This window comes from Fodinibius salicampi (assembly GCF_039545095.1).
Lineage (GTDB): Bacteria > Bacteroidota > Rhodothermia > Balneolales > Balneolaceae > Fodinibius > Fodinibius salicampi.
Map to the genome: position 1 here is coordinate 367415 of NZ_BAABRS010000001.1, position 25579 is coordinate 392993.

17 protein-coding genes are annotated in these 25579 nt (G+C 45.0%); 6 read left to right on the forward strand and 11 right to left on the reverse strand.

Annotation, left to right across the window (positions count from 1 at the left end; translation table 11 throughout):
* Positions 1 to 233: 233 nt before the first annotated feature.
* The 10 genes from ABEB05_RS01530 to ABEB05_RS01575 all read right to left on the reverse strand — a co-directional run bounded on the left by ABEB05_RS01530 (position 234) and on the right by ABEB05_RS01575 (position 11285).
* Positions 234 to 623, reverse strand: coding sequence for a hypothetical protein (locus tag ABEB05_RS01530; protein ID WP_265786894.1), 390 nt, complete (start codon positions 621 to 623; stop codon positions 234 to 236).
* Between the two features lie 181 nt (positions 624 to 804).
* On the reverse strand, positions 805 to 1368 hold the full coding sequence (locus tag ABEB05_RS01535) for a S41 family peptidase (protein ID WP_265786896.1): 564 nt from the start codon (positions 1366 to 1368) through the stop codon (positions 805 to 807).
* A gap of 15 nt (positions 1369 to 1383) precedes the next feature.
* Positions 1384 to 3102, reverse strand: coding sequence for a S41 family peptidase (locus ABEB05_RS01540; protein WP_265786898.1), 1719 nt, complete (start codon positions 3100 to 3102; stop codon positions 1384 to 1386).
* 747 nt (positions 3103 to 3849) lie between these two features.
* Complete coding sequence (locus tag ABEB05_RS01545; RefSeq protein WP_265786900.1) at positions 3850 to 5136, reverse strand: M56 family metallopeptidase; 1287 nt, start codon at positions 5134 to 5136, stop codon at positions 3850 to 3852.
* A complete protein-coding gene (locus tag ABEB05_RS01550; RefSeq protein WP_265786902.1) occupies positions 5133 to 5504 on the reverse strand; it encodes a BlaI/MecI/CopY family transcriptional regulator in 372 nt (123 codons plus the stop codon). The genes ABEB05_RS01545 and ABEB05_RS01550 overlap by 4 nt, the downstream gene beginning before the upstream one ends.
* Positions 5505 to 5687: 183 nt before the next feature.
* Positions 5688 to 6575, reverse strand: a complete 888-nt coding sequence (locus ABEB05_RS01555) for an alpha/beta fold hydrolase (protein ID WP_345694225.1) — start codon at positions 6573 to 6575, stop codon at positions 5688 to 5690.
* A gap of 196 nt (positions 6576 to 6771) precedes the next feature.
* Positions 6772 to 7593, reverse strand: coding sequence for a class I SAM-dependent methyltransferase (locus tag ABEB05_RS01560; RefSeq protein ID WP_265786906.1), 822 nt, complete (start codon positions 7591 to 7593; stop codon positions 6772 to 6774).
* A 37-nt stretch (positions 7594 to 7630) separates the two neighbouring features.
* The gene (locus ABEB05_RS01565) at positions 7631 to 8539 is read right to left on the reverse strand and encodes an alpha/beta fold hydrolase (RefSeq protein WP_265786908.1); all 909 of its coding nucleotides are present in this window, start codon (positions 8537 to 8539) and stop codon (positions 7631 to 7633) included.
* Between the two features lie 263 nt (positions 8540 to 8802).
* On the reverse strand, positions 8803 to 10437 hold the full coding sequence (locus ABEB05_RS01570; RefSeq protein WP_286668528.1) for a LuxR family transcriptional regulator: 1635 nt from the start codon (positions 10435 to 10437) through the stop codon (positions 8803 to 8805).
* A gap of 320 nt (positions 10438 to 10757) precedes the next feature.
* Entirely contained in the window at positions 10758 to 11285 is a 528-nt protein-coding gene (locus tag ABEB05_RS01575) for an RDD family protein (protein WP_265786910.1), read from the reverse strand.
* A 375-nt stretch (positions 11286 to 11660) separates the two neighbouring features.
* Here ABEB05_RS01575 and ABEB05_RS01580 point away from each other — a divergent pair, with 375 nt between their 5' ends.
* The gene (locus tag ABEB05_RS01580) at positions 11661 to 14951 is read left to right on the forward strand and encodes an amidohydrolase family protein (protein WP_265786912.1); all 3291 of its coding nucleotides are present in this window, start codon (positions 11661 to 11663) and stop codon (positions 14949 to 14951) included.
* Positions 14952 to 15253: 302 nt separating this feature from the next.
* On the opposite strand, the gene ABEB05_RS01585 is transcribed toward ABEB05_RS01580, so the two are convergent.
* Complete coding sequence (locus tag ABEB05_RS01585) at positions 15254 to 15754, reverse strand: Fur family transcriptional regulator (RefSeq protein ID WP_265786914.1); 501 nt, start codon at positions 15752 to 15754, stop codon at positions 15254 to 15256.
* A 193-nt stretch (positions 15755 to 15947) separates the two neighbouring features.
* Here ABEB05_RS01585 and ABEB05_RS01590 point away from each other — a divergent pair, with 193 nt between their 5' ends.
* From ABEB05_RS01590 to ABEB05_RS01610, 5 genes are all read left to right on the forward strand, one after another.
* A complete protein-coding gene (locus tag ABEB05_RS01590; protein WP_265786916.1) occupies positions 15948 to 17831 on the forward strand; it encodes an AMP-dependent synthetase/ligase in 1884 nt (627 codons plus the stop codon).
* Positions 17832 to 17864: 33 nt separating this feature from the next.
* The gene (locus ABEB05_RS01595) at positions 17865 to 18341 is read left to right on the forward strand and encodes a hypothetical protein (protein WP_265786918.1); all 477 of its coding nucleotides are present in this window, start codon (positions 17865 to 17867) and stop codon (positions 18339 to 18341) included.
* Between the two features lie 343 nt (positions 18342 to 18684).
* On the forward strand, positions 18685 to 21435 hold the full coding sequence (locus ABEB05_RS01600; protein WP_265786920.1) for a DUF5695 domain-containing protein: 2751 nt from the start codon (positions 18685 to 18687) through the stop codon (positions 21433 to 21435).
* A gap of 15 nt (positions 21436 to 21450) precedes the next feature.
* Positions 21451 to 23166: a DUF885 family protein gene (locus ABEB05_RS01605; protein ID WP_265786922.1), complete on the forward strand. Its 1716-nt coding sequence runs from the start codon at positions 21451 to 21453 to the stop codon at positions 23164 to 23166.
* A 93-nt stretch (positions 23167 to 23259) separates the two neighbouring features.
* Entirely contained in the window at positions 23260 to 25569 is a 2310-nt protein-coding gene (locus ABEB05_RS01610; protein WP_265786924.1) for a S9 family peptidase, read from the forward strand.
* Positions 25570 to 25579 lie beyond the last annotated feature (10 nt).

Here is a 25579-nt window from a genome sequence, read left to right on the forward strand (position 1 = left end):
CCATAGTGACCGTACTTACTACTCCATACCGACTGTACTTCTAAGTACAGCCGTAGGGGACTTATAAGTACATAATGTAAGTACTTGAATAACTACAGAATTTAAACGCTGAGAAACGTTTGGCGAAAAAACGCTAGCGGTTCTGTTTTCAGGATAAAGAGTAACTATAAAAACCATTAATGGGCAATAAATGGCGAGGCCTGTCCGCCGCTAGCGCGGTTAGGTAGCGGATGCTAGTTTTTTGTTATCAAAAGTTTTGCAGAATAATCTTTATTCTCTAACTCCACATTATATTTAGGATAGGGGTTTAGTGAGAGAAGTTGGACTTTATATTCATGGATATTGGTTTGTTTGGGTTCCAGGTAGGTATTTAGATTAGCCTCTGCATCATTTAGTTGAATAACAATTTCTGCATTCCCGGCCCAAACACAAGTCACTCCTTTTGGACATCTTGAATCTTCCAAAACATCACTGAACTGGAGACTAATGCCTTCTTCAGGAATAGTGATTTGTTTACCAAACTCAATTTCAAATTCTTCGCCCAGCTTTGGCTGAACAGGTGAGGTAGTGTTTTGACAACTGAGTATAACTGATATAATGAGCAGAGTGATTATCTTTCTCATGCCGATCCACTTTTTATAGTGATACACACTCGAATATCAAAATAACTAGTTTAAATTTTAAAGCCACCTAACGATTTTCGGCATAAAGGGCACGGTAATTATAAATAAAAATTAATAGGTAAAGCGATAACTGCAAAGAGAGGATCAGCCGAAAAGGGGAGCGAGTCCATGATCAGTTGTCTTATTGGCGTACAATTTCTAGCGCTTTTTCTAGAAATTCATCCCGGCCGTTCCTGACGCCCTCGATCGTTTTCCTCACGGGTACAGTTGGTTGTATGCCAATCATATGATGCTGCGAACCGTCGAGTTTTACAACTTTCTGCCCAGTCCAGGTCGTGGAATATCCCCCGGGAAGGCGCAATGCGTTTGTGACGCCGTTGACTCCCCCTGTGGGTTGACCGACAATTTCAGCCAGGTCGTAATGGGCAATAAAGCTCAGAAATGCTTCTGCATAACTAACGGCACGTGCATCGGTCAGGAAGACGACCTTGCCCTGAATGTGCGGTTTAGCTGGCTCCAGCTTCCATCCCGACTTTTTGTATCCCAGAAGTTTCTTCTGGTCCGGATAAATGTATTTAGGAGTTTTAAACCATTGATTCGAGGTGTCCGGCTCGCTCAAAAGATGACTGATAACCTGGTGATTGGAGTTCGGATATCCCCGCAGGTCAAAAATAACGCCTTTAGCTGCGGCTATCTTCTCCAGCTCTTCATTAATCTGACTCATTGAGGCTTTGCTCAAACTCACGTAATATATATCCTCTTAGATCTTGTCGATGACCGGTAGATGAGACCATTCCATTTCATCTGCAGATTCACGGTCGATACGTAAGACGGAGTATATCGAGATACCATTGCCTTGCTTAACCTCCACCTTTGCCTTAGTGTCCGGCTTGCCCGTGCCAAAGAGTCTGAGAGAGCGATACCGCGAGTGCTGGGATGATCCCGATATAAGCTCCATCTGAGATTGTACTATATCACCGGCTGGTACTTTATCCAATGTTAGAATGATATCGCCCGGCTTGATAGACGTGTGTTGAGAATGAGTCACTACACCCTTGTCATCAATCCAGTCCACGATAAAGGGCAACGCGGCTGGCTTGTCCTGGGAGGGATGGGTAAGCCAGATATGTCCGTCCTGAAGAGAGACCAGCATTTTGCTTAAGGTAAGGTAAAAATCCTCCTCCGTTTTGTCCGTCAACGCCCCCTGAAGAGTCCGGATCAATTGCTGTTCCCAGTCGGTATGCACCACATCAAAGTAGGGGTAGAAATGCTGAAAGACGTTCCATGCAATAATGACATCGGCCAGTCGTACATTTACATCATCCGCTGTGGCGCTGTCGGTATTGACGGCATTTAAATGGCTATTCAGTTGCTCAAAGCGTTCTGTATTCCCCGGGGGCAAGGTGTGTTCATCATCCCTGTAAAGCGCCAGTGGCACTTCGCTGTACAGACCGGGTGCGATCTCGCGTTTTGCTGTTTTGCCCACCTCGGGATGCTTGTCAAACAGCCGTGTCGGTAATTCAATCCTGTAGCTCTGCTTTCCTGAGAAAGAAGCTTCATCGGTAACCGCCCCATAATTGTTTCCGCTGGCCAGCCAGGTATGAGTGGGAGAAGAATTATGGACGCCCTTCATTCGACTCCATTTACGCGCGTTCACAATCATCCAACCAGCCAAGGGATCCGTAAACAGCTTTTGGTCATTTGAATGCAAATACTGCTCCTCAAAACCAGCATTGGGGAGCGAAACCGGTTCCCAATTTCCGTCTGCCATTTGGGCCGATAAGGTTACATCGTCAATCCACAAAGTACCGGGACCATATAGACTAATTTCAATAGCTGCTTCTTCCAGACGCTTCTTTACGTTAGACTCTACTTCAATAATCCTCCACTTATCCGGGGAGTAACCTGGTGTTGAAGCGTTTTCGACGGTACTGGAAATGCTTTGAGACCAATCATGGCCCTGTCCTTGTTCTACTTCAATCGATACCTGAACTTCACTGTCTTCGCTTTTAAATGTGGTCTTAAGTGCAGCCCGGAGTCGTAGTTTCTTGCCAGCGACCTGCTGGGGGTCCACATTATGACGCAGGCCAAACATATCTTCGAGAAGCCTGTTGACCCGGATGCTGTTATAAACAATACCGGGACTTTGCAAACTAACTCCCAGGTGTTGCCATGCCACCGGTTGCAATTTGGTTGTATCATAATCCAATTGGTTGAGATAGGATGAAATAAAAGGGCTGTCGGCAAGTTCCTTTTGCCGAATTCGCACGGTGGGAGCGATGGGAAGGAACAGGGAATTCAATGCCTCCTTCAGTTCATCTCTGTTTGCTGCTCCTTTTACTTCTTTTACTCCATGAATAGCAAACTTATTCCAGTCGATTGCGCTGGCCTCATCGCTCGGATGAAAATACTTGATATGGCCGTACAGCCTGGCAAATGCAACGAGATTTTGGATCTCTTGATTTGGTTGTTCCTTCAAATCCTGAGATTTACAGGAACGAGTGCTGCTTAGGATTAAAAATAGTGATATTATTATTGTACCTGCTCTTGATGGAACCATAGTGTGTAAGTTAGATAGCAAACGCCCTCGCGGCCTACTGCACGCACCGTCGCCAAAGCATTACTTCCCACTTCAAAGTATGGTTAGAATACATGCTATGGTGCGTAGGAGACAGAAGTAGCTCTACTACGTGTAAGACTTCGTAGAGCAGGTCCAACTATGCATAAAGGTTTCACTCACGCAGAAGTAGCATTTGCTAGGTACCTGTGCACCGAAGTGCTCCGGCACGCAGGCGTAGGCTGTACTTAAGGTGCAGGCGCCAAGGCGTTAAATTGTTTATAAATAAGATTTTAACTATAAAATAGGAATCGCGCAAGAGGTGCAGCCTGCAATTACTTATGAGCTGCTCCATTTTAAATTTTTCCCTCTAAGAATTTAACTTCTTGATGGCTCTTTGATGCTAATTTTCTTTGGATACATATTCTTTATTTTATTTCTCTCATCACTTCCTTCTTCAAGCGTTTTATAAGGTTTGTCGAACAATTCCATTGAAGCCTGGTCTCTCAATTCCTCATAGACCCCCATAATTTTATCAATGGCATTGATATACGTGTCTCGAGGTGTTTGTTTAGCAGTTTTTATTGTTATGATCGCATCTTTCGGACTTTCTGATAAACTTGCAGATTTTCCGTTATTAGTTAAGAATTCTTTTGTTAATCTATCAACTTAAGAAAGCGTGGCGGGTTCTTTATTAATTAGCAACTGTCCCGCTTCATTAATGAGTATGCTCAGGACATTACGACTATCTGGTCTGGGGCTCCAAGCCTCCCTGGGCTGGCTATCATTTGATTGCACAGTGGAATAATTAATTCTCAGGGTGCCATTTTCACGGAGGATTTTTTGTACGTCCGTAACCAAACCCGTGGGGACATTCTCATGCACTTCAAAATCAATAATTATCTGATCGGGATTTATTGACAGTTCAGAAAACGCAGATTCAAACTGAGAAGCCGAAACAGTTTCGCCATTCAGTTTTATGGTTTCAGCGTCTACTATTTCCACGCTTACTATATCTTCAATTTGATTATCTGATTCCATACTGGCTGGTTCACAACCAAAAGTGATGCCAAGAAGAACAAAGAATGGTATAATCAATGCTAATTTTAAGGAAGAACGGTATGTTGAGTGGCTAAGAGTCATCATCTGGAACCTCTTCTTTGTAATGTTAAAATTTAGACTGGTGCTAAGATAGTGAGCTGATTTAGCGGTTCGCATTTTTAGTAATAAGGTCTGGTAGTCTGCTATATCCGTACCATTAGACAAGACCTCATCGTCTGCAATATATTCGTGATTGACCTGGATTGCTTTTTTATAAAAGTACAGGACGGGATTAAACCACCAGATGGTTTTCAAAATCTCTACGATGAGAATATCCAAAGAATGATTTTGTTCGGCATGGATGAGTTCATGAATCATTACCTCTTCGCTTATTTCTTTATTTTCGTACTGCTCTTTATTTACAAATATGGTTTTCCAAAATGTGTGGGGGACTACTTCCTTATCTACCAAAACCACTTTGTGACCTTTAAAAGAGGTAGCTGGATTCTTCATTGACTTAAGTTGCATGCAATAAAAATGTCGAATCATTCGAATAGACAGGATCAGTGTCACAATACCGTAAACCCAAAAAATGAATGGAGTAATCCATTCAACGTATGAGGTGTGGCTTGCAGAATTTTCTTCTGTCGGATTATCCGTAACCTGATGAACAGACTTAGCATTGGTGTTCTCAATTCCACCTGGAAGTATTTGTGATATTTCAGTATTGCTGCCTAAGGTTAATAAAGAGTCAGCTATTCCAAAGGGCATAAATGGGACGGTCAATGAAAATAGAAGGCCGACAAGCAGATACCCGCGATTGATCTGATATATTTTTTCCCTTGCAAGAACAGCATGATAAAACAGGAGGACTAATCCCAGGCATATTGTTGAGTATATCAGGTAAGAAATCATTGATCTCTCTTTTTAAGTTCTTTGTTGATAATGTCCTGAAGCTCCTCCAGTTCTTCCTCTGATAAGTTAGTTTCTTTCGTGAAAAAAGAAGCAAAGGTCGAGGGAGAATCATTAAAATATTTCTTAATCAGACTATTTATGTGCTTCGAGAAGTAGTCTGACTTTTTTACCAGCGGATAGTATCTTCGTGAACGTCCCATCTGCTCATAATCGATATAGCCTTTGTCCTGCATTCTTTTCAGTAAGGTTGCGACCGTACTGCTGGCTGGTTTGGGTTCGGGATATTTTTCGAGCAGGTCACTTAAGAATGCCTTCTCAAGTTCCCAGAGATACTGCATCAACTGTTCTTCTGATTGCGATAGCTTCATATTATTCTACATTATTAGAACTGTTTCTACAAATGTAGAAATAAAATCGTAAAAAATCCAAATTTTAGTTCTCAGTAATGTTTTTGTGGTACTAAAGTGATGAAGGTAGGAGGGCGAAAGACTACATATAACGACATGGTGCCCAGTATTGAACCGTCTTGTTTTTTTCGGAGACCGATTATGTTACTCCCCGTGTTGATGTAAGAAGCGGGAGATGGTCGGGCCGATCTGTTTTGATTGCTTCAGCCATGGCGCATGGCCTCCTTCGACTGTATGCAGCTCGGCCGCGGGCATAATCTCTGACATCCTTTTTCCTACCTTCGGTGACCCAAAGGGGTCATTCTTTCCCCAAAAGAGCAGGGTTGGTTTATCAATCCGGGCAAGCTGTCCGGCCGTCAGCATCATTTCGGGTCGACCGCCCCGCAAACGAAGCAAGGTATTAAGCATGGAGAGAAACGTTTGGCGAAATTCCGGCAGCTGTTCGGTTTTAAGGAGAAGATCTGCTAACTCAGGTACAAGGGGATATTCTTTAACCATTTTACTCAGCTGTTCCACCTGTTTTTCTGATGGGGACTGCAGTCTAGTCAGCAATGATCCGAGGCCTTTAACCGCAAGGAGGCGCATCGGTAGGGGAGCGGAAGTATCAAGTACCAGGGCGGGGCATCCAATGTATACCAGGGCCGAGACCCTATTGGGTTGGTCCAAAATCAGCCAGCTTGTCCATAACGCACCCAAAGAATTGGCTATAAAAAAAGGAGATTCCAGCTCAAGTTCATCCAGAACTTCGCTGAGGAAGCGAATAGCATTATCCTTAAGGTTTTCAGAGAATGTATCGGTGGTATCGGTAAGACCGAAGCCGGGCAAATCAACGGCATACAAAGAAAATTCATTGAGTTCTGCCATCAGGGGAGCCCACATAGCACCGGGCGTTCCTATACCATTAACCATAACCACAGCCGGCCCTACACCTGCAATCAGAACGTGGGCACGTCCGCCAACAGAAGGGATATCGATGAATTGTGACTCCGCTTCAATGTCATAGCGACCGAGCATCCGCTGTTGCGCATTCATGAATTTTTTCCGGCTATTCATAGTTGATGGTGAGTTGATGTTACATAAGCATAAGTTATAACGGTCTTAGTAATCACCTTTGAACGGTAGTTCCTTTAATTTTACTATTTCACGGAAAGAAAAACAAAGCTGGGCAGCGATCCATTTTATCTTATATGAGGTATTAACTACTGGGAACTGATTCCTGAATAAACCATCACTTCTGGGCACTTACCGTAACAATGCGCTGCTCATAGATAAAAGCATTGTCATCCTCATCTACGAACTCCTGCCACTTATTGACCACATCCTCCTCCAGTGAAGTTTTTGCCTTTTCATTCGCTTCCGCTAAAACGCCAGCCAGAGGTGTACTATAAATATATTGCCAGAGGAAATCTTTCGGGGCGGGGAGAGATAACGCCTTGTTCTTTGCTTGTATATCCACATTGCGAAATCCAGCGTTATGGATGAGCTGCCGGATATCTTCGGTATCATTGAGCGCAAATACCTGGTCTACAAAGTGTTTGGCTTCGGGACTAATGTTTCGCTCCATTGCCTCGGCCATAATGGCAAAGGGTTCCCCTGCAGGACCTGGGACGTTCAGGAGAAGACGTCCGCCGGGAACTAGAACGCGATGCATCTGCTGCAGCGCAGCCGTTCTGTTTTCCATAAACTGTAGACTTAACTGGCAAATAACCACATCAAAGGATTGATCCTCAAACGGTATTTTTTCGGCATTGGCCTCATGCCACTTTATGGGCAAATCCTTCGTAATTGATCGGGCTACCGCCAGCATTCCGGGATTAATATCCAGTCCTGTTACCGCTCCTTTACTGCCAACTTTCTTTAAAGCCAGCCGGGCTATAATTCCGGTGCCGCAGGCGACATCCAGTACCCGTTCGCCCGCCTTGAGTTCTGCCTTTCGGATCAGATCTTTTGCCACCGGTTCGCCGATGGTTGGGACAAAGAAACGCTCATAGTTTTGGGGTGGTTTTGAGCCAAGGTTTTCATTGTAGTGTTGTTTTATTTCTGTCTTCATTGGTGTACTCCATTTTATAGTTAGTCCTCAACGGTTATCAGGATGAGGAAGAATTGTTTATAAGATTGTGAAGTGCATTCGTAAATGCGTTAGGACGCTCCAGCTTAGGATCATCCCGGGTTTCTTCAATAACCTGCAGTGGCCATCCGAATTTTTTGCTGGCAGCTTGGGCAATTTTAAGCTTGTTCGCTTTGTCATGTCGTCCCCAAATCAGGGCCGTAGGTACATTAATTCTTTGGAGTTCTTTATCAGGAATCTTTGGGATGCCGAGGTTTTTCATCATGAATTGTAAAGCATCGCTGCGTTCTTTGTCACGAGCGCATTCAAGATTATATGCCACAAAGGGATCCCAGTATTTACCCATGCCTTGGCGCAGATTATCTACATCATACATGCAGTGCGGGAAGAAACGGCTAAAGTTTTTCTCGGTTGGCCAGAGCATGAAGCGCATTAATCTAAAAGCAAAGCTGGGTTTTGGCCTGAACTTTCCAAGTCCAAGTGAATTGACGAGCACCAATCGACTGATCTGATTTCCATGGTTGACTGCAAAGCGGACTCCAATGGATCCGCCAAGAATGTTACCCACCAGGATAGGAGGAGAGGGGCAGGTTTGTTTGATCAGATCGCTGAGCCAGTCGAATACGAGGCCGGTATCCAGGAATCCTTTATTGACTTTGGATTCTCCGTGTCCGGGCAGGTCGGGTACGATTACCCGGTTATCCTTTATCAGTTTTGGAATGACGCGCATCCACCAGACGGACGACTCACCCGGACCATGCAGCAATATCATTGGAGATCCTTCGCCACCTATAAGTACAGCTGTTGAAACTCCGGATAAATTAAGCTGATGCTCTGTTACGGGGAGAGCTGCCGTAAGCTGTGTGCGGTTTCTATTTGCAGAGGTCTGTTTCTCTTTTTCATGTGTGGAACGTACTGGATTCATCATAATCCCCACCTTTAACTTGTGAGTAAGTAGAAGTTTTATTTACCAGAAATATAACCGGTAATAGAGGAGAGCGAATCGGAGAGAGTACCCAATTTCTCAAAAAAATAGATTTAGGTAATATTACCCATTTCCTGACACTGAACTAAATACGCTGGCCGGGTCGTGGTTTTGGCTTTGCATATAGAAAGCTAGTGGGAAGATGAGTTATCCAGAAGGCAGGGTATCGAATACGGATACACTACACCGTTATTAAGAATCAAGCTTCACATCAGATCATGTTCATAGGCATAAGCAGTGGCGGCAGCGCGGGTTTCCACATTAAGCTTGCCCAGGATGTTGCTAACATGGCGGTCTACCGTCCGTTCGCTGATGTACAGCTCTTTGGCGATATCCTTATTGGTTTTGCCGGTAACAAGAATACGGAGTACTTCCAGTTCACGTGGCGTCAGTCCGTGAGTGTTTTTAGGTAACTCTTTTTTGATGAGCGAATTGACCTTGAAAAGGTCAGGCTCGGCCCCAAGTTGTTCAAATATCTCCCGGGCAGCTCTAAACTCCATAACGGCAGTGTCTTCATCTCCAATCCTGCGACAGGCAAGTCCGATAAGTACCTGTGTCCGGGCAGATTCATAAGAGGCCTCAAACTGTTTCAGCAGGGACCAGGATTGACGTAATTTTTTAAGTGCGGTCCCGGGTTTTGAGTTTTCAAGAAGAACGCTTCCCTGGGCTCGTGCAGCTATGGCCTTCAGATAAGGAGCTCCGATCTTAGTGGTAATGTCTGAAAGCTCACTGGCTTTTTCTTTAGCGGTCTGCAATTCCTGTGAGGCAAGCATAATTTCCACATATGCAGGTAGTATTCTTGAGCGAGCCATCCGTTCCTTGGTTTCCTCTTCCACATGGTGGATTGCTGTTTGGGCAGCGTCGATATCGCCTTGAGCCAGCCTTAAAAGAGCCAGGCCGGGTTGTGGACTTCGGCCCCACTTGCTGGTATCCTGGTATGCTTTTTCCGCTTTGGGATAATGGCCCTGCAGCCGGTGGAGCTCGGCTTGCCTGTAAAAAGCTTCCCCGGTAGCGGGCGGACTTGAAATTTGTTTGAGCTGGCAAGCCCGTTGGACTTCATTCATGGCATCCGACCATCTGCCATGTAATTGCAGGATTTCAGCACGGCGCACCAGGCACTGTCCGCGATAGGGAACCAGGTCCGGCTGAGCATCACACCATCGGCTCAGGGCATCTGTCCATTCCTGGGCGCGCTGCAAATCATAAATTTTTTGGCATGTTTCGATGACGGCACAGTAAACAATTCCGGCAACGATGGGCGAGAGTTCATTGGAAATAACGTTCACCATCGCCTCGTCAAGCAGTGTTGTCCCTTCTTCTATTTTATTTTGCTGGATTAACGCTTGTCCACTGCCTAACCTGCCCAGTGTTTGAAGGTCCGGATTATTGAAACGAGTTCCGATCTTCGCAGCCTGTCTGAAAACTTTATGAGCAGCCTCACCGTTCCCTTGACGAAGTTGTTGAAGTCCACGGGGTATCAGCAGAAGCCCCTGCTCAGCGCATTCCTTTTTATGCTCTTTGATCAATCGCTCTGCCCGGGCCATCCAGCCGTTGCCCTGAGCACGTTCCCCCCGATTAAAGAGCACCATCCCCAGCCAGAACGCACTGCAGGCTGCCCGCTCAGTATCATTCTGATCCAAAAACTTTTGATGGGCCCGTGCCCATATTTCGGTACATTTTGATTCTTTTCCGATCAGGTATGCAGCTTTTGCCAAAAGCTCGAGATCTTCAGCACTAAGAACGGTTTCTTCATCCGCAGCAGACAGAGATATATATGCATCAGCCCACGCCTGCTGACGAAATGCCTGACGCCCCTGTTTAAGTGTATTGTCTTTGGCCATGTGGAATTCCTTTTAAAATAAAAGATCCTCCATCGCTATTAGAATACGGGAAAAAGTTTAAATATTGAAAAGGAAATCACTTTTGTGTTGGTGAGCCAGGGGGGATAGGCTTTAAACACCTGCGGAACGCCACTGTGTGGTTCTGCTCTGCGGAATCCACAAGGGCAGGTGCCAATGTGTTGAAATTGTTTACAAAGGAAAGGTTGACTAATAAAAAAGCGGGCAAAAATTGGAATGGTTTTGCTGCCTATTGGTGGAGAATTAGCCAGCCGGGGATTGATATTTTCCTTTTTGAAGGGGGTAGGTGGCTGAATTAAATATTAGTTTCTTACTACTAACACGTTTGTAAATTGGTCATAGAGTGTTTGTTTTTTTGAACTTAACAAAAGAGTCAGCAGATAGATACCAACCAATATCCAAACAAGAATAAAACCGATTAGGATTATTGGACTGGGCTCTTGGTTGCTATCACTCATTTGCCAAATGCAAGTATGTGCCAGTTCCCATGGAATGAATTTTAACGCTGTTCGGCCCAAAGCTCGTATCCGACTCAACCTTTCCCCGTTATTGTGAACCACTTTTATTGCTTGCCAGCGCTTTCCCCATGTCGCCTGATGAGATGAGGATTCTGAGATTGTGAAATAAAGAGTGACAGGTAACGTAATCAAAACAAATCCAGATAACTGACCTGATAAAGGATTACCGAATAAAGGCTGCAATATTCTGTGATTAACCGATTGGATGAGAATACTTATGGCAACCAAAAAAGCAATATAAAGAGAGATTACAAGGTAATCAGCAGAAAATGCCTTTACTCGAATCCATAAACCTGCATATGACTGTGACAATTTCAAAGATATTTTTTAATGTTTAAGCCATCTATCTACTTGGTGAATAAGGTGCGCAAGAATGAATGTTGAGTTGATAAATAATAAATGAAAAGCTTAAAAGCTAGATATTTGCAAGATCTGGTGCCTGTCCACCATAGTCTTCTTGATCTACAAAGATTTAGCGTATTAGATGGCGCAGGAGGAGGTGTGTCCCCTTAAATGCTATTTAGATTTTGGTAATACCATAGGGGGGAGGGACTGATTCAAGCGTTGGCTTTCCTTTCTTTTATTTAAATAATGCAAAAGGGCTACAAGCATAGCATTATTTTTTTACCTTTAGAAAAATTGATCACAGCCAATAGAATCTAAATTAAATTACGGGTAGATATAGATATGAAGAAGCTTTTAGTACTGTTGCTGGTCCTGTTCTGGGGTGCCGGAGTACAGGCTCAGAACGGGGAGGATGCGGAATGGGATGTCAATAATCCCGGGGAACCCCATGAGGAGATCGAGTTTTCTACAACCGAGGGTACCTGGATGAATTTGGATGTAAGTCCGGATGGAGATCAGGTGGTCTTCGATCTGCTGGGCGACATCTATATTATGCCTATGGAGGGAGGCGAAGCGACCGTATTGCGTGATAACCTGGCCTATGAGATACAGCCGCGCTTTAGTCCCGACGGAGAAAAGGTATCTTTTACCAGTGATGCCGGGGGCGGGGATAATATTTGGGTAATGGACACAGATGGATCCAATGCCCGACAGGTAACGGACGAGGATTTTCGCTTGCTGAACAATGCCGTTTGGACGCCCGACGGGGAATACCTTATCGCCCGAAAGCATTATACGTCCACCCGCTCGTTGGGAGCCGGGGAGATCTGGATGTATCATCATTCCGGCGGATCCGGAATACAGCTGGTAGAAAAGGCCAATGAACAGCAGGATATCGGTCAGCCGTTTCTTTCACCCGACGGACGCTATGTCTATTACAGTCAGAGCGTGTATCCCGGGGGATATTTCCAGTACAACAAAGACCCGAACAGCCAGATTTATGTCATTAACCGCTATGATCGGGAAACCGGGGAGACGAAGCGTATTACCGGCGGGGCTGGAGGAGCGATCAGCCCGACGTTATCTCCGGATGGAGAGAAAATGGCCTTTATCAAGCGGGTGCGGACGAAAAGTGTACTGTATGTCCGCGATCTGGAGTCCGGTATTGAGCGGCCCGTCTATGATCAGTTGAGCAAAGACCATCAGGAGGCATGGGCAATTTTTGGTCCCTATTCCAATATCGACTGGACGCCCGACAGTGAGCAGTTGGTGTTCTGGGCAGAGGGAAAAATCCGAAAGTTGAATGTGGAAAATCAGGAAGCAGAAATTATTCCTTTTGAGGCTGATGTACGTCAGCAAATAGCGGAAGCCCTGGAATTTGAACAGAATCCCGCTCCCGAAACCTTTACGGCCAAAGCCATACGACATGCTGTAACGGCTCCCGATGGCGATTATATGGTCTTTAATGCCGCGGGTTATCTATGGACAAAAGAGCTTCCCAATGGCACGCCGGAACGGCTAACGGACGGGAATGCCTTTGAATTTGAGCCTTCATTCTCTCCCGATGGGAATTCACTGGTCTATGTAACGTGGAGCGATACGGCATTGGGGAAAATAAAGGTGCTGGATATGAACAATTCCAATGCGGAGCCCCAAACGCTCACCGAACGCAAAGGCATTTACCGGCAGCCTTCTTTTTCACCTGACGGAGAAACCATCGTATACCGGCGCGAAGATGGTAATAATCAGCAGGGGCATGCCTATACGAACGAGCCGGGAATTTATACCATGCCGGCTTCGGGTGGGGAAGGGACTCTGGTAACGGAAGACGGCTCGAATCCCCGGTTTAGTGCCAACGGAGAGCGCATCTTTTATCTGGGAGGAAGCTATTTGGATAACTCATACGAAAGTGTCGACCTGTCCGGGAATGACAAGCGCGTGCACTTTACTTCCAAATATGGAAACAATTTCGTTCCCAGTCCCGATAACCAGTGGGTGGCATTCAACCACCTTTTTAAGGTCTATATTGCCCCTATGCCCCGGGCCGGGAAAGAGATTGAGCTAAGCGCCGATACCAAAGCCATTCCGGTAACCCACGTTGCGGAAGATGCCGGAATTAATCTCCACTGGAGTAATGACGGTCAGCAGCTGCACTGGACACTGGGAGAAGAATATTTTTCGGTAGGGGTGCAGGAAGCTTTTGACTTCCTGGAAGGGGGAGCAACGGATAAGGAACTCCCCCTGGATACGAATGAGGGACTTGATATCGGACTGGAGATGGAAGCAGACCGTCCCGATGGAATCATGGCGCTGACCAATGCCCGTATCATCACCATGGATGGCGACAAGGTGATAGAGCAGGGAACCGTGGTTATTCGTAACAGTCGCATTGAAGAAGTGGGCGCTTCCGGTGAGGTGGACCTCCCTTCAAATGCTGAAGTTATGGATGTGGATGGCAAAACAATAATGCCGGGTATTGTGGATGTTCATGCCCACATCGGCAACTTCCGGGAGGGATTGAGTCCCCAGCAGCAGTGGGAGTATTTTGCAAACCTCGCTTATGGCGTTACTACAGCACACGATCCTTCCTCCAATACCGAAATGATTTTCTCTCATTCCGAAGCAGTAAAGGCCGGTCATATGGTGGGTCCGCGTATCTTTTCTACGGGACGTATTTTATACGGAGCCGAAGCAGAATTTAAGGCGGAGATTGATAATTACGAGGATGCCAAGTCTGCGCTGGAGCGGACCAAAGCGTTTGGGGCTTTTTCCGTGAAAAGCTACAACCAGCCCCGGCGCGATCAGCGACAGCAGGTAATTAAGGCGGCCCGGGAACTGGAATTATTGGTATTGCCGGAAGGGGGATCGACCTTTACGCACAATATGAGCATGATTATGGATGGTCATACGGGAATAGAGCATAATATCCCGGTCTACCCAGTGTATAAGGATGTTCATGAGCTATGGAGCGCCAGTGGTACGGATTACACTCCCACGCTGGTTGTCAATTATGGCAGTGTAAGCGGGGAATACTATTGGTATCAGAACACCAAGGTCTGGGAGAAAGAGCGGCTGCTTAACTTTACGCCCCGCAGTATTGTCGATTCCCGATCGCGTCACCGTAAGATGATTCCGCAGGAAGAGTACGAAAACGGACACATATTGAGTGCCGCAACCGCCAAAAACCTGCAGCGTAACGGCGTAAATGTGAATCTCGGTTCACACGGACAACTTCAGGGACTTGGAGCCCACTGGGAACTCTGGATGATGCACCAGGGAGGAATGACCGAGCTGGAAGCCCTACAGGTTGCCACTATTAACGGAGCTCGTTACCTGGGGATGGATCATGAGCTGGGATCTATTGAAGAAGGAAAGCTCGCAGATCTTATTATCATTGATGGAAATCCGCTGGAGAATATTCGCGATACGGAAAAGGTAACCCACACGATGGTTAATGGAAGGCTGTATGATGCCGCTACTATGAATGAAACAGGAACGCGAGAAAAAGAGCGGCTGCCGTTTTGGTGGGAGCAGGAAGGGTATCCCGCTAATTTTGATTGGCATGCCCAAACGGATGCTCACGGTCATATACAGTGCAGCTGTGGATATCAGCCGGCTTATCTAATGGAATAGAAAGGGAAATTAATGTGCAGTACATATAATCCGTTTAGTGGTTGGCTTTTAATGGTAACTCTATGTCATCCCGGACTTGATCCGAGATCTCGCAGGGGTAGTCTACGTTGATCTTCTTTCCGTTCTTGTATCAACGTTACTATAATTATTATGAGATCCTGAAACTAGTTCAGGATGACATAATAGCTGTTTTTAGTCACTAAACGGGAAACAGACTATATATAAATAAAAAGGCCCTGTGCTAATCACAGGGCCATTGACATTAAAAAAAATGTTATCAGTGGGAGGTAAGGAAAACCTAATTATGCAGCGGAAGGCTCTTTCTCATCCGCTTCCTGACGCTCTTTGCAGGCTTCCTGATCTTTGCAAACTCCAAAAAAGTGCAGAGAGTGACCGGTGATATTAACTTCGTGGATTTTTTCCATCATATCCTTTATTTCCTGGATACGCGGATCACAGAATTCCAGGACCATACCACACTCTTTGCAAATTATATGATCGTGTTGCTGGTAAGCGTATGCCCGTTCGTAATGGTATTGGTTTTTGCCAAATTGCTGTCGCTGTACCAATCCGCATTCAACGAGTAGATCGAGCGTGTTATAGACCGTAGCGCGCGAGACTCGTGTGCCCCCTTCCTTCATATTGAAAAAGATATCATCAGCATCAAAATGACCATCGGCACGGTAAATTTCTTCCAGTACCATAAAGCGCTCGGGAGTCTGCCGCTGATTATGCTCCTTTAAATAAGAGCTGAAAATTTCTTTTACGAGGTCAATTGTTTCTTCTTTCGCCGGATGTGCCATGCTATCATTTTTCTTTTAATATAAGAAATACAAGTACTGAATAAAATAGGATCCTTTCAACAATTCTTACTTTATTACATAATAGTAAGTGCTGAAGTTTCATTTCAAAATGTTATATTCATTTATCTATCCTAAGATCAAGCATAGCATGGGGTATTGCGGCTAATTAATTAGTAATAAAATTTATAATTATATGCCTACAGTAGTAGCGTTTGAAACACTAACTGAGCTTTTTCAGAACCTTGCTAATAAATATCGCGGGACCGATAAAACAGCCTTTGCGCGTAAACCGGCCAGCGATGCTCCCTATGAAACCATAAACTGGGACCAGGTTTCCGAAGATGTTCATCATTTGGCCGCCTTTTTAATTGAGAAGGGTGTTGAATCCGGCGACCGTGTGGCCATTTTAAGTGAAAACAGGTATGAATGGGCCTTGGTGGATTTAGCCCTGCAGCTTATTGGTGGCATTAATGTATCTCTCTATACTACGCTTCCAGCCGGACAGTGTGAGTATATTCTGCAGGATTCAGAAGCAAAACTCTTTTTTGTCTCTACCGGAATACAGCTTAAAAAAGCGCATGAGATTTTTGACAGATGCGATGATATCCAGCGGGTTATTGCATTTGATGAACCTAATATTGAACGCTTTTTGGATGAGCCATATGTCAACTTGTTCGAGGATGCTATGATAGAAGGGGCCAAAAGATTCCCTGAAGTTGAGGAGGAGATAAAGCAACGGAGCAAATCGATCGCCCCGGAAGATTTGGCTACGCTTATTTATACATCCGGAACGACAGGAAAGCCTAAAGGGGTGATGCTAACTCATCGAAATATTGTAAGTAATATTAAGGCAGCTCACCAGCTTATCAATATCAATCAGGATGATCGGTGTCTTTCCTTTTTACCGCTTTGCCACTCTTTTGAGCGAACGGCAGGCTATTATGCCATGCTGGCCGGAGGCGCGGAAATCTATTATGCAGAAAGCGTGGATACGGTGGCTAAAAATATGACGGAAGCCAGTCCTACAATCGTTATGAGTGTACCCCGCCTGTTTGAAAAGATATACAATCTCGTAACAAAAAGTGTTGAGGAGGGATCTGCCGTTAAAAAGAAGATATTTGAATGGGCACAGTCCGTGGGCCAAAAATACGCTGACGGGGAACGCGGACTGATAACGATGCAGAAGAAACTGGCGGATAAGCTGGTATTTGATAAACTGAAAGAACGTACCGGTGGACGTATACGATTTTTCGTTTCAGGCGGGGCAGCTTTACCGGCGGAGATAGGTACGTTCTTTATGGGGGCTGGCCTGAATATTATTGAGGGTTATGGACTTACAGAAACATCTCCTATTATGTGTTGTAATACCCTTGGAAATGAAATAATGGGAACCGTCGGACGGGTACTTCCGGGTGTAACGGTAGCAATTCAGCGGTTGGAAGACAGTGAGATTGTGACCGCGCTAAGTGGTGAGGATTATCCGACTTCCATAGATACGGAACAGGGAGAGATTTTATGTAAGGGGCCCAATGTAATGAAGGGATATTGGAAAAATGACGAGGCCACACATGAAATGATAGACAATGAAGGATATCTGCATACCGGAGATGTGGGTAAATTTGTAGACGGGAAGCTTCAAATTACCGATCGTATCAAGCATATGATTGTAAATGCCGGAGGGAAGAATATCTACCCGGGACCAATAGAAGATCTCTTTAAAACAAGTAAGTGGATTGATCAACTGGTGGTGGTAGGAGAGCGCAAACCGTATATGGCTGCGCTGATTGTACCTGATTTTGAAGCTCTTGAGGATTACGCCGAAGATGAGAATATGACTTATGGAAGTATAAGTGAGCTAATTAATGAAGAGAGAGTACAAAAGATTTACCGAAATGAGATTCACAGCTATTCTAAGGAATTGGCTTCACACGAGAAAATCCGGGATTTTAGGTTGGTTTCCAATGAGTTTACGGTGGAAAGTGGTGAATTGACGCCCACCTTAAAAGTAAAACGACGCATTGTAGAGGATAAGTACGGCCATTTGATAGAGGATATTTTTAGCAATTCCAAGGTCTGATTATTGGTTATATTCAAGTGTTCCTGACTCTTCATGTCGTACCAAACGTTTTATTCTCTCCACATCTATTCTTATGTAATATGGTTGCTGGCTTTTGCCGGGAGCCTTTTATTGGCATCCAAAGTCAGGGAAGAGACTGATGTCCACCGAAAACGGCAATATATCCGGTACGAACGATTAATCACGAATATAGGTGCCCATCTGGCGGCCCTGGGAATCTTGATATCCGGTGGAGGGATGGTTTCGCTGGAAGAGGGGCCGCGATGGGGATGGTTTGATTTTCAAGAACATACCTGGCTCGCCGTAAAACAGCTTTTCTTTGTTCTTATTTTGGTGTGTATAGGGTTTTCCATAAAACGAAGCCGAGCTCTTAAAAGAGAGATTCGGAATTTCGATCAAGTAATGAATGATCGTATTTCCCAAAAATGGTCCTCAGCCTATCGGATGTCACTTTTGGTCTATATGCTGGTATTAATGAATACCTTTTTAGGATTTGTGAAGCCTTTTTGATCAATTTCCAAGGGAGATAGATTATTGAATTAAAAAGGGTAAGGCAGAGAATTTTGTATAACACCCTCACTCTCTTTGATGCTTTTCCATAACAGACTCTCCAAAATTTTCTTATCTACTAAATTATGTAAAAAGAGTTTTTATTTAGGGTTTGATTTCAAATATTATCTGCAATATAGATTGTCACAAGACAGTACAAAAATGGGAACGTGGTGGGATCAGGCTCATATCGGGAAATGGGAATTTAAAAATAATCAAGTATTATTGGGGAGACAACTCCACCAAAGAATTGCCATTATTGATCTAGCTATATTCAAACTAAAAGTATTAGGTAGAGATAGTTATGAAATCTTTTAGGAAGAAAGTTCTCCCGGCTTTGCCGGTATTTTTGTATGCACTGCTTTTAATTTTGTGTGTTAGTCTAGAAGTATCCGCCCAAAATGATGAAACGGATAATATCACTCCCACACTGGGACTTGAACAAGGCTATCTGGATTTTGAAATTCCCAACTTTCGGTTGAAGCTCGTCAAGGCTTCACAGACAATAGCTGCATTAGAGCCCAAAGGAGAAGGAGGGTTCGATTTTACGCCCGCCGACTGGCTGGAACGGCGCAATGGAGATGGCTATTACCATTTGGGAGATCTTACACTGCGCTTAAGAACCGGAAAATCAGGTGAATGGACTAGGTACTCAACAGCCGATAAGCGTGCCCCGGTAAAAGCATTGGAGTCATCATCTTTTTTGGCTGGAGCGCTGCTTAATCCCACCTTAGACGAGGATATACCGTTGCAGGTCCGAAGGTATTGGCAGGTAAAAGAGGGAAATCTTGTATTACGTTTTGAATTAGAAAATACGGGTAATGAAGCTGTTGAGGTGGGCGGACTTGGTATTCCCATGGTTTTTAATAATATCCTGCATGAGCGTGATTTGGAAGAAGCCCATGCGAAGTGCTCTTTTTATGATCCGTATATTGGACAGGATGCCGGGTACTTGCAGGTGACCCGTTTGAATGGTCAGGGTCCGGCACTTATTGTAGCACCGGATAAAAATAAATCCACTTCCTTTGAATCCTATAAGCCTCTGCTGGCAGATTCCACACAAAAGGGGATTACCTTTGAGGGATTTCATGAGTGGATGGTCCATACGGAAGCCTATGAACAAAACGAATGGAAAGATGCCGATAATTGGAATGAGACTACCTCTGCTGTAATAGTACCGGGGGAAAGCCGCAGTTATGGCATAAAATTTCTGCTTTCGGATACCATCCGTGATATTGAAGAAACCCTGGTAGAAAACGAGCATCCTGTTGCCAAAGGAATGCCCGGCTATGTATTACCGCAGGATCAAGAGGGACAGCTTTTTCTGAAATATACACAGGATATAGCGTCTGTGTCTGTAGAGCCGGAAGGATTATTGCAAATAAATCGTAGCGGTACTACCCAAAACGGTTGGAACCGAATTAAGATAAATGGTGAAGAGTGGGGACGTGCCCGGCTAACGGTTACCTACCAGGATGGGGTTAAGCAGTCGGTTCATTACAAGGTAATTAAGCCGGAATCGGAGGTCGTAGACGATATGGGCGATTTTCTTACAACAGAACAGTGGTTTGACGAGCAAAATGATCCCTTTAACCGAGCCCCATCAGTTATTAGCTACGATTATGGGAAAAAAGAGCAGGTACGCCAAGATAATCGCGCCTGGATCGCGGGATTAAGTGATGAGGGGGGAGCTGGTTCCTGGCTTGCTGCAGTTATGAAACAGCTTGTTGATCCCGATCGCGAAGAAATAAAAAAGCTGGAAGCTTTTGTCGATAATACCTTGTGGGGAGGGATTCAATACAGCGAGGGGGAGCAAAAGTACGGGGTTCGTAAAAGTATGTTTTACTATGAACCAGATGAGATGCCGGAGGGCACCTACAGCGAGGATGTTAATTTTGGGGGATGGTCGAGCTGGAGTAAAGAAGAAGCCCGGTCGGTCGGGCGATCTTATAATTATCCCCACGTGGCTGCGGCCTATTGGGTGTTGTATCGCCTGGCACGCAATCATGAGGGACTGGTAACTAACCATCCCTGGGACTGGTACCTGGAGCGGGCTTATGAAACCTCGGAAGCCATGGTTGAGTATGCCCCGCACTACGCCCAGTACGGACAGATGGAGGGAACTGTGTTTTTACTGATTCTAAAAGACCTCCAAAGGGAAGGTTGGGAACAGGCGGCGTCCCTTGAAGAAACAATGCGGGAGCGAGCCGAACTTTGGGAGTCTCTTCCATTTCCATTCGGCAGCGAAATGCCCTGGGATTCCACCGGACAGGAAGAGGTCTACGCCTGGTGCAAGTATTTTGGCTTTGATCAAAAAGCCAGGGTTACGTTGAATGCAATTCTTGGATATATGCCAACCGTACCCCATTGGGGATATAATGGAAGCGCTCGGCGTTATTGGGACTTTCTTTATGCCGGTAAGCTAAGCCGTATTGAACGGCAGCTGCATCATTACGGATCGGGATTAAATGCTATCCCCGTGTTGACGGAATACCGGGAAAATCCCGAAGATTACCACTTGCTCAGAGTAGGTTATGGTGGATTGATGGGATCCATAGCGAATGTCACGCAGGATGGTTTCGGTCCGGCAGCATTTCATAGCTTTCCTTCTACTTTGGCAATTGATGGTTATTCAGGAGATTACGGATCCGGTTTCTTTGGGCATGCCGTAAATACCGGGACCTATGTAATTGACCATCCCGAGTTCGGGTGGCAGACTTTCGGTGGAAATTTAGAACACAGCGAAAACTGGATTACAGTAGAACCCCTGAATTCAGCACGTTCCCGGTTTTATTTGGCCCCCATGGGACTATGGCTTACCCTGGATGCCGGTAAGTTTGATAAAATTCGGTTTAATCCCGATACAAAGGAAGTACAGTTGGTATTTGAAGAAGAAAACGAGTTTACCAAGGAAGCTCGCCTGCGTATTAACCAACCGGCTAAAAAAGAAATAGTAGGTACTTTCAAACCACAAACCGAATGGGAAAAGGAACGCGGGGCATTTGTCATTCCACTCGGTAAAGCAAACAACAAAGTGAATCTTGATAGCAACTAATTATACAGGGTAACTATGCATTATTTAAAATATATAGCTGTTTGTTTTTTCATTTTTTTCGCAACGGTTGTTTTACAGGCCCAGCCGGAGTCTGTCAGCCGCCTGTATATCACAGTTGAACAATACCAGGCAGATGTTCGGAGCCTTGAGCGTGCTTTTGTACTTGAGGAGAGTCCAAAATATTTTGACCGCATGGAACAACTGCATAATAACTGGCTTAACCGGCTGGATCAGATGAATTACAGTGATCTTAATACTTCTGAAGCGGTTGATTTTATTTTGTTGCGTCGAAATATCAGAAGAGATCTGCAGGAGCTACAGCAGTCGCGCTCGAGCTATAACGCCATAAAGCCAACCATCCGGTTTGCCGATATTATTCAAAATCTACAGGAAAAAAGAAGGGTGGGAGTTGATATAGAAGGCAGCCGTTTTGCCGAGCAGCTGGATACACTTGCAGAGGCCATACGGAAAAATAAAGAGCAAATAAAAGATCAGGGACGGCTGGAACCGCATGAATCCCGTCGATCGGTTGAGGTTGTGAAAAATTTACGACAGACACTGGATAATGTGTACACTTTTTATGATGGCTATGATCCCGATGTAACTTGGTGGGGCCCGGAATCCTATGAAGATGCGGATACCACGCTATCCAACTATGCTACATATCTTGAGGAGTGGACGGTTGATCAGTCGCACAAAGATGACGGCAGTGGCATTATCGGTGACCCCGTCGGTAGAGAAAAGCTTTTGGAACTTCTCGAATATGAAATGATCCCCTATACCCCTGAAGAGCTTATCGAGCTTGCTGAAAAAGAATACCAGTGGTGTTTGGATCAGATGCTTAAAGCTTCAGAAGATCTGGGATACGGGGATGATTGGCATGCGGCACTTGAGCATACGAAAAACACTTATGTGCCACCGGGGAAACAGCCGGAAGTTATTTATGATCTGGCTATCCGAGCTATAGATTTCCTTGAAGAACGCGATCTTTTGACAATCCCCGAACTGGCTAAAGAAACCTGGAGTATGGAAATGATGACGCCCGAACGCCAGCTTATCAATCCTTTCTTCCTGGGAGGCAGAGTAATTCGCATTTCCTATCCCACCAATACAATGGATTATGAAGCGAAGATGATGAGTATGCGGGGGAATAACCCTAACTTTTCCAATGCTACGGTTCATCATGAACTTATTGCCGGACACCATTTGCAAGGATTCATGACGGATCGATATCATCCATACCGTGATGTCTTTCGTACTCCTTTTTGGATCGAAGGGTGGGCATTATATTGGGAGCTTCAGCTCTGGGATATGGACTTCCCGGAGACTCCGGAAGAACGGATCGGTATGCTGTACTGGCGGATGCACCGGGCCGCTCGCATTATCTTTTCACTACGCTTCCACCTGGGAGAAATGAGTCCCCAGGAAGCGATCGACTTTATTGTGGAAAAGGTGGGCCACGAATATAAGAATGCAGAAGCTGAAGTACGCCGCTCTTTTGAAGCGAATTACCCTCCACTGTACCAGGCCGCTTACATGCTGGGAGGACTGCAAATCCGTGCTTTATATAATGAACTTGTTGTAAATGGTGATATGCCCGATAAGAATTTTCATGACCGGATACTTAAAAATGGCAATATGCCCATAGAAATGGTCCGAAAAATTTTAACGGGACAGAAACCACCTAAAGATTTTGAAACAAACTGGCGGTTTTATGAGGAATTGAATTGAGATGGAAGACTGCCGGGGATTGCAGGACAGAACGAATAGGCGAATGTAAAATGTAATTGAAAAAATACTTGTTGAAACTAAGAATATATTTGTATGCATAGATCTGGAAAAATAATAATAGGGCTCGTTTTCTTTGGCTTAGCTGCATTGCAGGTACAGGCACAAGATATAACCAAAGAAGATTACCAACGAGCCGAGCAGTTTTTATATCAGAACGTAAATGAACTGGTCTTTCGGGTGGATGTAAATCCCCATTGGGCTGAAGTACAACGCAAGTTCTGGTACCGGGTGGATACTCGAAAGGGAGAGGAATATTTTTTTGTTGATGCTCGGGAAGAAAAGAAACAGTCTTTCTTTGACCAAGAGAAACTGGCGCAAAGTTTATCGGAAAGCTTTGGTGAAAAGGTTGATCCTTATGACTTGCCGCTGAGTAGACTGGAGTGGAAACCGAAAGATGAAAGTCTTGAGTTTTTTCACAAGGATAAAAAATGGAAAGTGGATTTGGGAACACTGGATGTTTATGAGCTCGAAGAAGAGGAAGAAGGGGCTGAGTGGTATGACCAGAGTCAGCTGTCAGAATCCCCGGATGGCAAGTGGACGGTAGCCCGGAAGGATTATAACCTATGGGTAAAAAACAATGAAACAGGGGAAGAATACCAGCTTACGGAAGATGGAAACAAAGAAATGATTTACGGTGCTTCTCAACCATGGGCCTGGAAAAAACAGGAAGGTCCCAATGAAAAAGAGCGTGAGGATTTGTGGCTTAATGTATCCTGGTCACCGAATTCCCAAAAATTATTTGCCAATAAACTTGATCTGCGTAAGGCCAAACTGATGTACCTTCTGCGGTTTGTACCGGATGAGAGCTTCCGGGCACAATCAGTGTCTTATTACCGGGCGCTCCCCGGAGAGGATAGCGTAGCTAAGCAGATTCCTTACGTATTTGACATCGTTAATAAAAGCCGGACCCGAATTAAGGCCGGACCCTATGATGATCTTATTGCCGGAAGCTGGAACTGGCATGGAGACAGCAATGATACGCTTTATATGTTAATTCGTGAACGCGGATATGGTTCGGCTACATTGCTAAGGGCAAATGCGGAGAGCGGTGCGGTGGATACGGTATTCAGGGAAGTGAGTGATACGTATGTGGATCCCGGTAAATCGGAATCAGAATACTTACCTGATACGGATGAGTTTATCTGGTTATCCGAACGGGATGGGTGGAATCATATTTATTTGTACGACCTTAATACGGGGGAAGTAAAGCAACAGGTTACCCGGGGCAAATTTGTGGTTTACGACATTGAACATATCGACAAAGAGAATCGAAAAATATTTTTTACAGCCGGGGGACGTGAAGCCGACCGCGATCCTTATCTTGAACATCTTTATTCGGTAAATTTTGATGGGTCAGATCTTCGGCTGCTAACGCCTGAAAATGCGGATCATAATATAAATTTTTCTTCCGGCTATAACTACTTTGTGGATACCTATTCACGGGTTGATAGAAAGTCCACTTCGGTGTTACGAAGAAGTTCGGATGGGAAAGTGATTATGAAACTGGAGGAAGCGGATATTAAGGATCTCTTGGCTACCGGATGGCAGCACCCCGAACCCTTTAGTGTTAAGGCACGGGACGGAGAAACGGATATTTACGGAGTAATTTACCGTCCTTCAAATTTTGATCCTAATAAAGAATATCCTGTTATCGACGGTACTTATTCCGGGCCCCAAGCGGTCAGAACGCCCAAAAGTTTTGCCGGGGGATACCAAAACAGTGACCAGCCATTAGCGGAACTGGGATTTATTGTGATCACGGTAGATGGACTTGGAACAGCCGGCCGTTCCAAGGAATTTCAGGATTATTCCTGGAAAAATCTTGGCGACATCGGTTCGTCGGATCATATTAAAGCTATTAAAGAACTAGCTGAAAAATATACCTATATGGATACTAGCAGAGTGGGTATCTACGGGCATTCTGCCGGTGGATATGATGCGGCGCGGGCTGTTATGAAGCATCCCGATTTTTATAAAGTGGCGGTATCGTCTGCGGGAAATCATGATCACCGTATAGCGAAAGCGTTCTGGCCGGAAATCTATATGGATTATCCCGAGGGACCACACTATGAAGAGCAGTCAAATGTTAATTTAGCAGAAAATCTGGAAGGGCATTTATTATTGGCTCACGGCGATATGGACGATAATGTGCATCCCACCGGGACCATCCGGATGGCCGATGCGTTAATAAAAGCCGGCAAAAGTTTTGATCTGTTGATTATGCCAAACGAAGATCATGGGATGTCTGGCACCGATTATTTTACTAAAGCACGGTGGAATTATTTTGTAGAGCACCTGCTTGGAGCCGAGCCACTTCGACATTATCAGATTGGTCAGGATTAGCGGGTTGATG

Coding starts and splice junctions, on each gene's coding strand:
- ABEB05_RS01560 (WP_265786906.1), bottom strand. CDS start 7,593: ATGAAGACAGAAATAAAACAACACTACAATGAAAACCTTGGCTCAAAA.
- ABEB05_RS01590 (WP_265786916.1), top strand. CDS start 15,948: ATGCCTACAGTAGTAGCGTTTGAAACACTAACTGAGCTTTTTCAGAAC.
- ABEB05_RS01610 (WP_265786924.1), top strand. CDS start 23,260: ATGCATAGATCTGGAAAAATAATAATAGGGCTCGTTTTCTTTGGCTTA.
- ABEB05_RS01570 (WP_286668528.1), bottom strand. CDS start 10,437: ATGGCCAAAGACAATACACTTAAACAGGGGCGTCAGGCATTTCGTCAG.
- ABEB05_RS01605 (WP_265786922.1), top strand. CDS start 21,451: ATGCATTATTTAAAATATATAGCTGTTTGTTTTTTCATTTTTTTCGCA.
- ABEB05_RS01565 (WP_265786908.1), bottom strand. CDS start 8,539: ATGATGAATCCAGTACGTTCCACACATGAAAAAGAGAAACAGACCTCT.
- ABEB05_RS01550 (WP_265786902.1), bottom strand. CDS start 5,504: ATGAAGCTATCGCAATCAGAAGAACAGTTGATGCAGTATCTCTGGGAA.
- ABEB05_RS01585 (WP_265786914.1), bottom strand. CDS start 15,754: ATGGCACATCCGGCGAAAGAAGAAACAATTGACCTCGTAAAAGAAATT.
- ABEB05_RS01600 (WP_265786920.1), top strand. CDS start 18,685: ATGAAATCTTTTAGGAAGAAAGTTCTCCCGGCTTTGCCGGTATTTTTG.
- ABEB05_RS01530 (WP_265786894.1), bottom strand. CDS start 623: ATGAGAAAGATAATCACTCTGCTCATTATATCAGTTATACTCAGTTGT.
- ABEB05_RS01555 (WP_345694225.1), bottom strand. CDS start 6,575: ATGAATGCGCAACAGCGGATGCTCGGTCGCTATGACATTGAAGCGGAG.
- ABEB05_RS01580 (WP_265786912.1), top strand. CDS start 11,661: ATGAAGAAGCTTTTAGTACTGTTGCTGGTCCTGTTCTGGGGTGCCGGA.
- ABEB05_RS01545 (WP_265786900.1), bottom strand. CDS start 5,136: ATGATTTCTTACCTGATATACTCAACAATATGCCTGGGATTAGTCCTC.
- ABEB05_RS01595 (WP_265786918.1), top strand. CDS start 17,865: ATGTCGTACCAAACGTTTTATTCTCTCCACATCTATTCTTATGTAATA.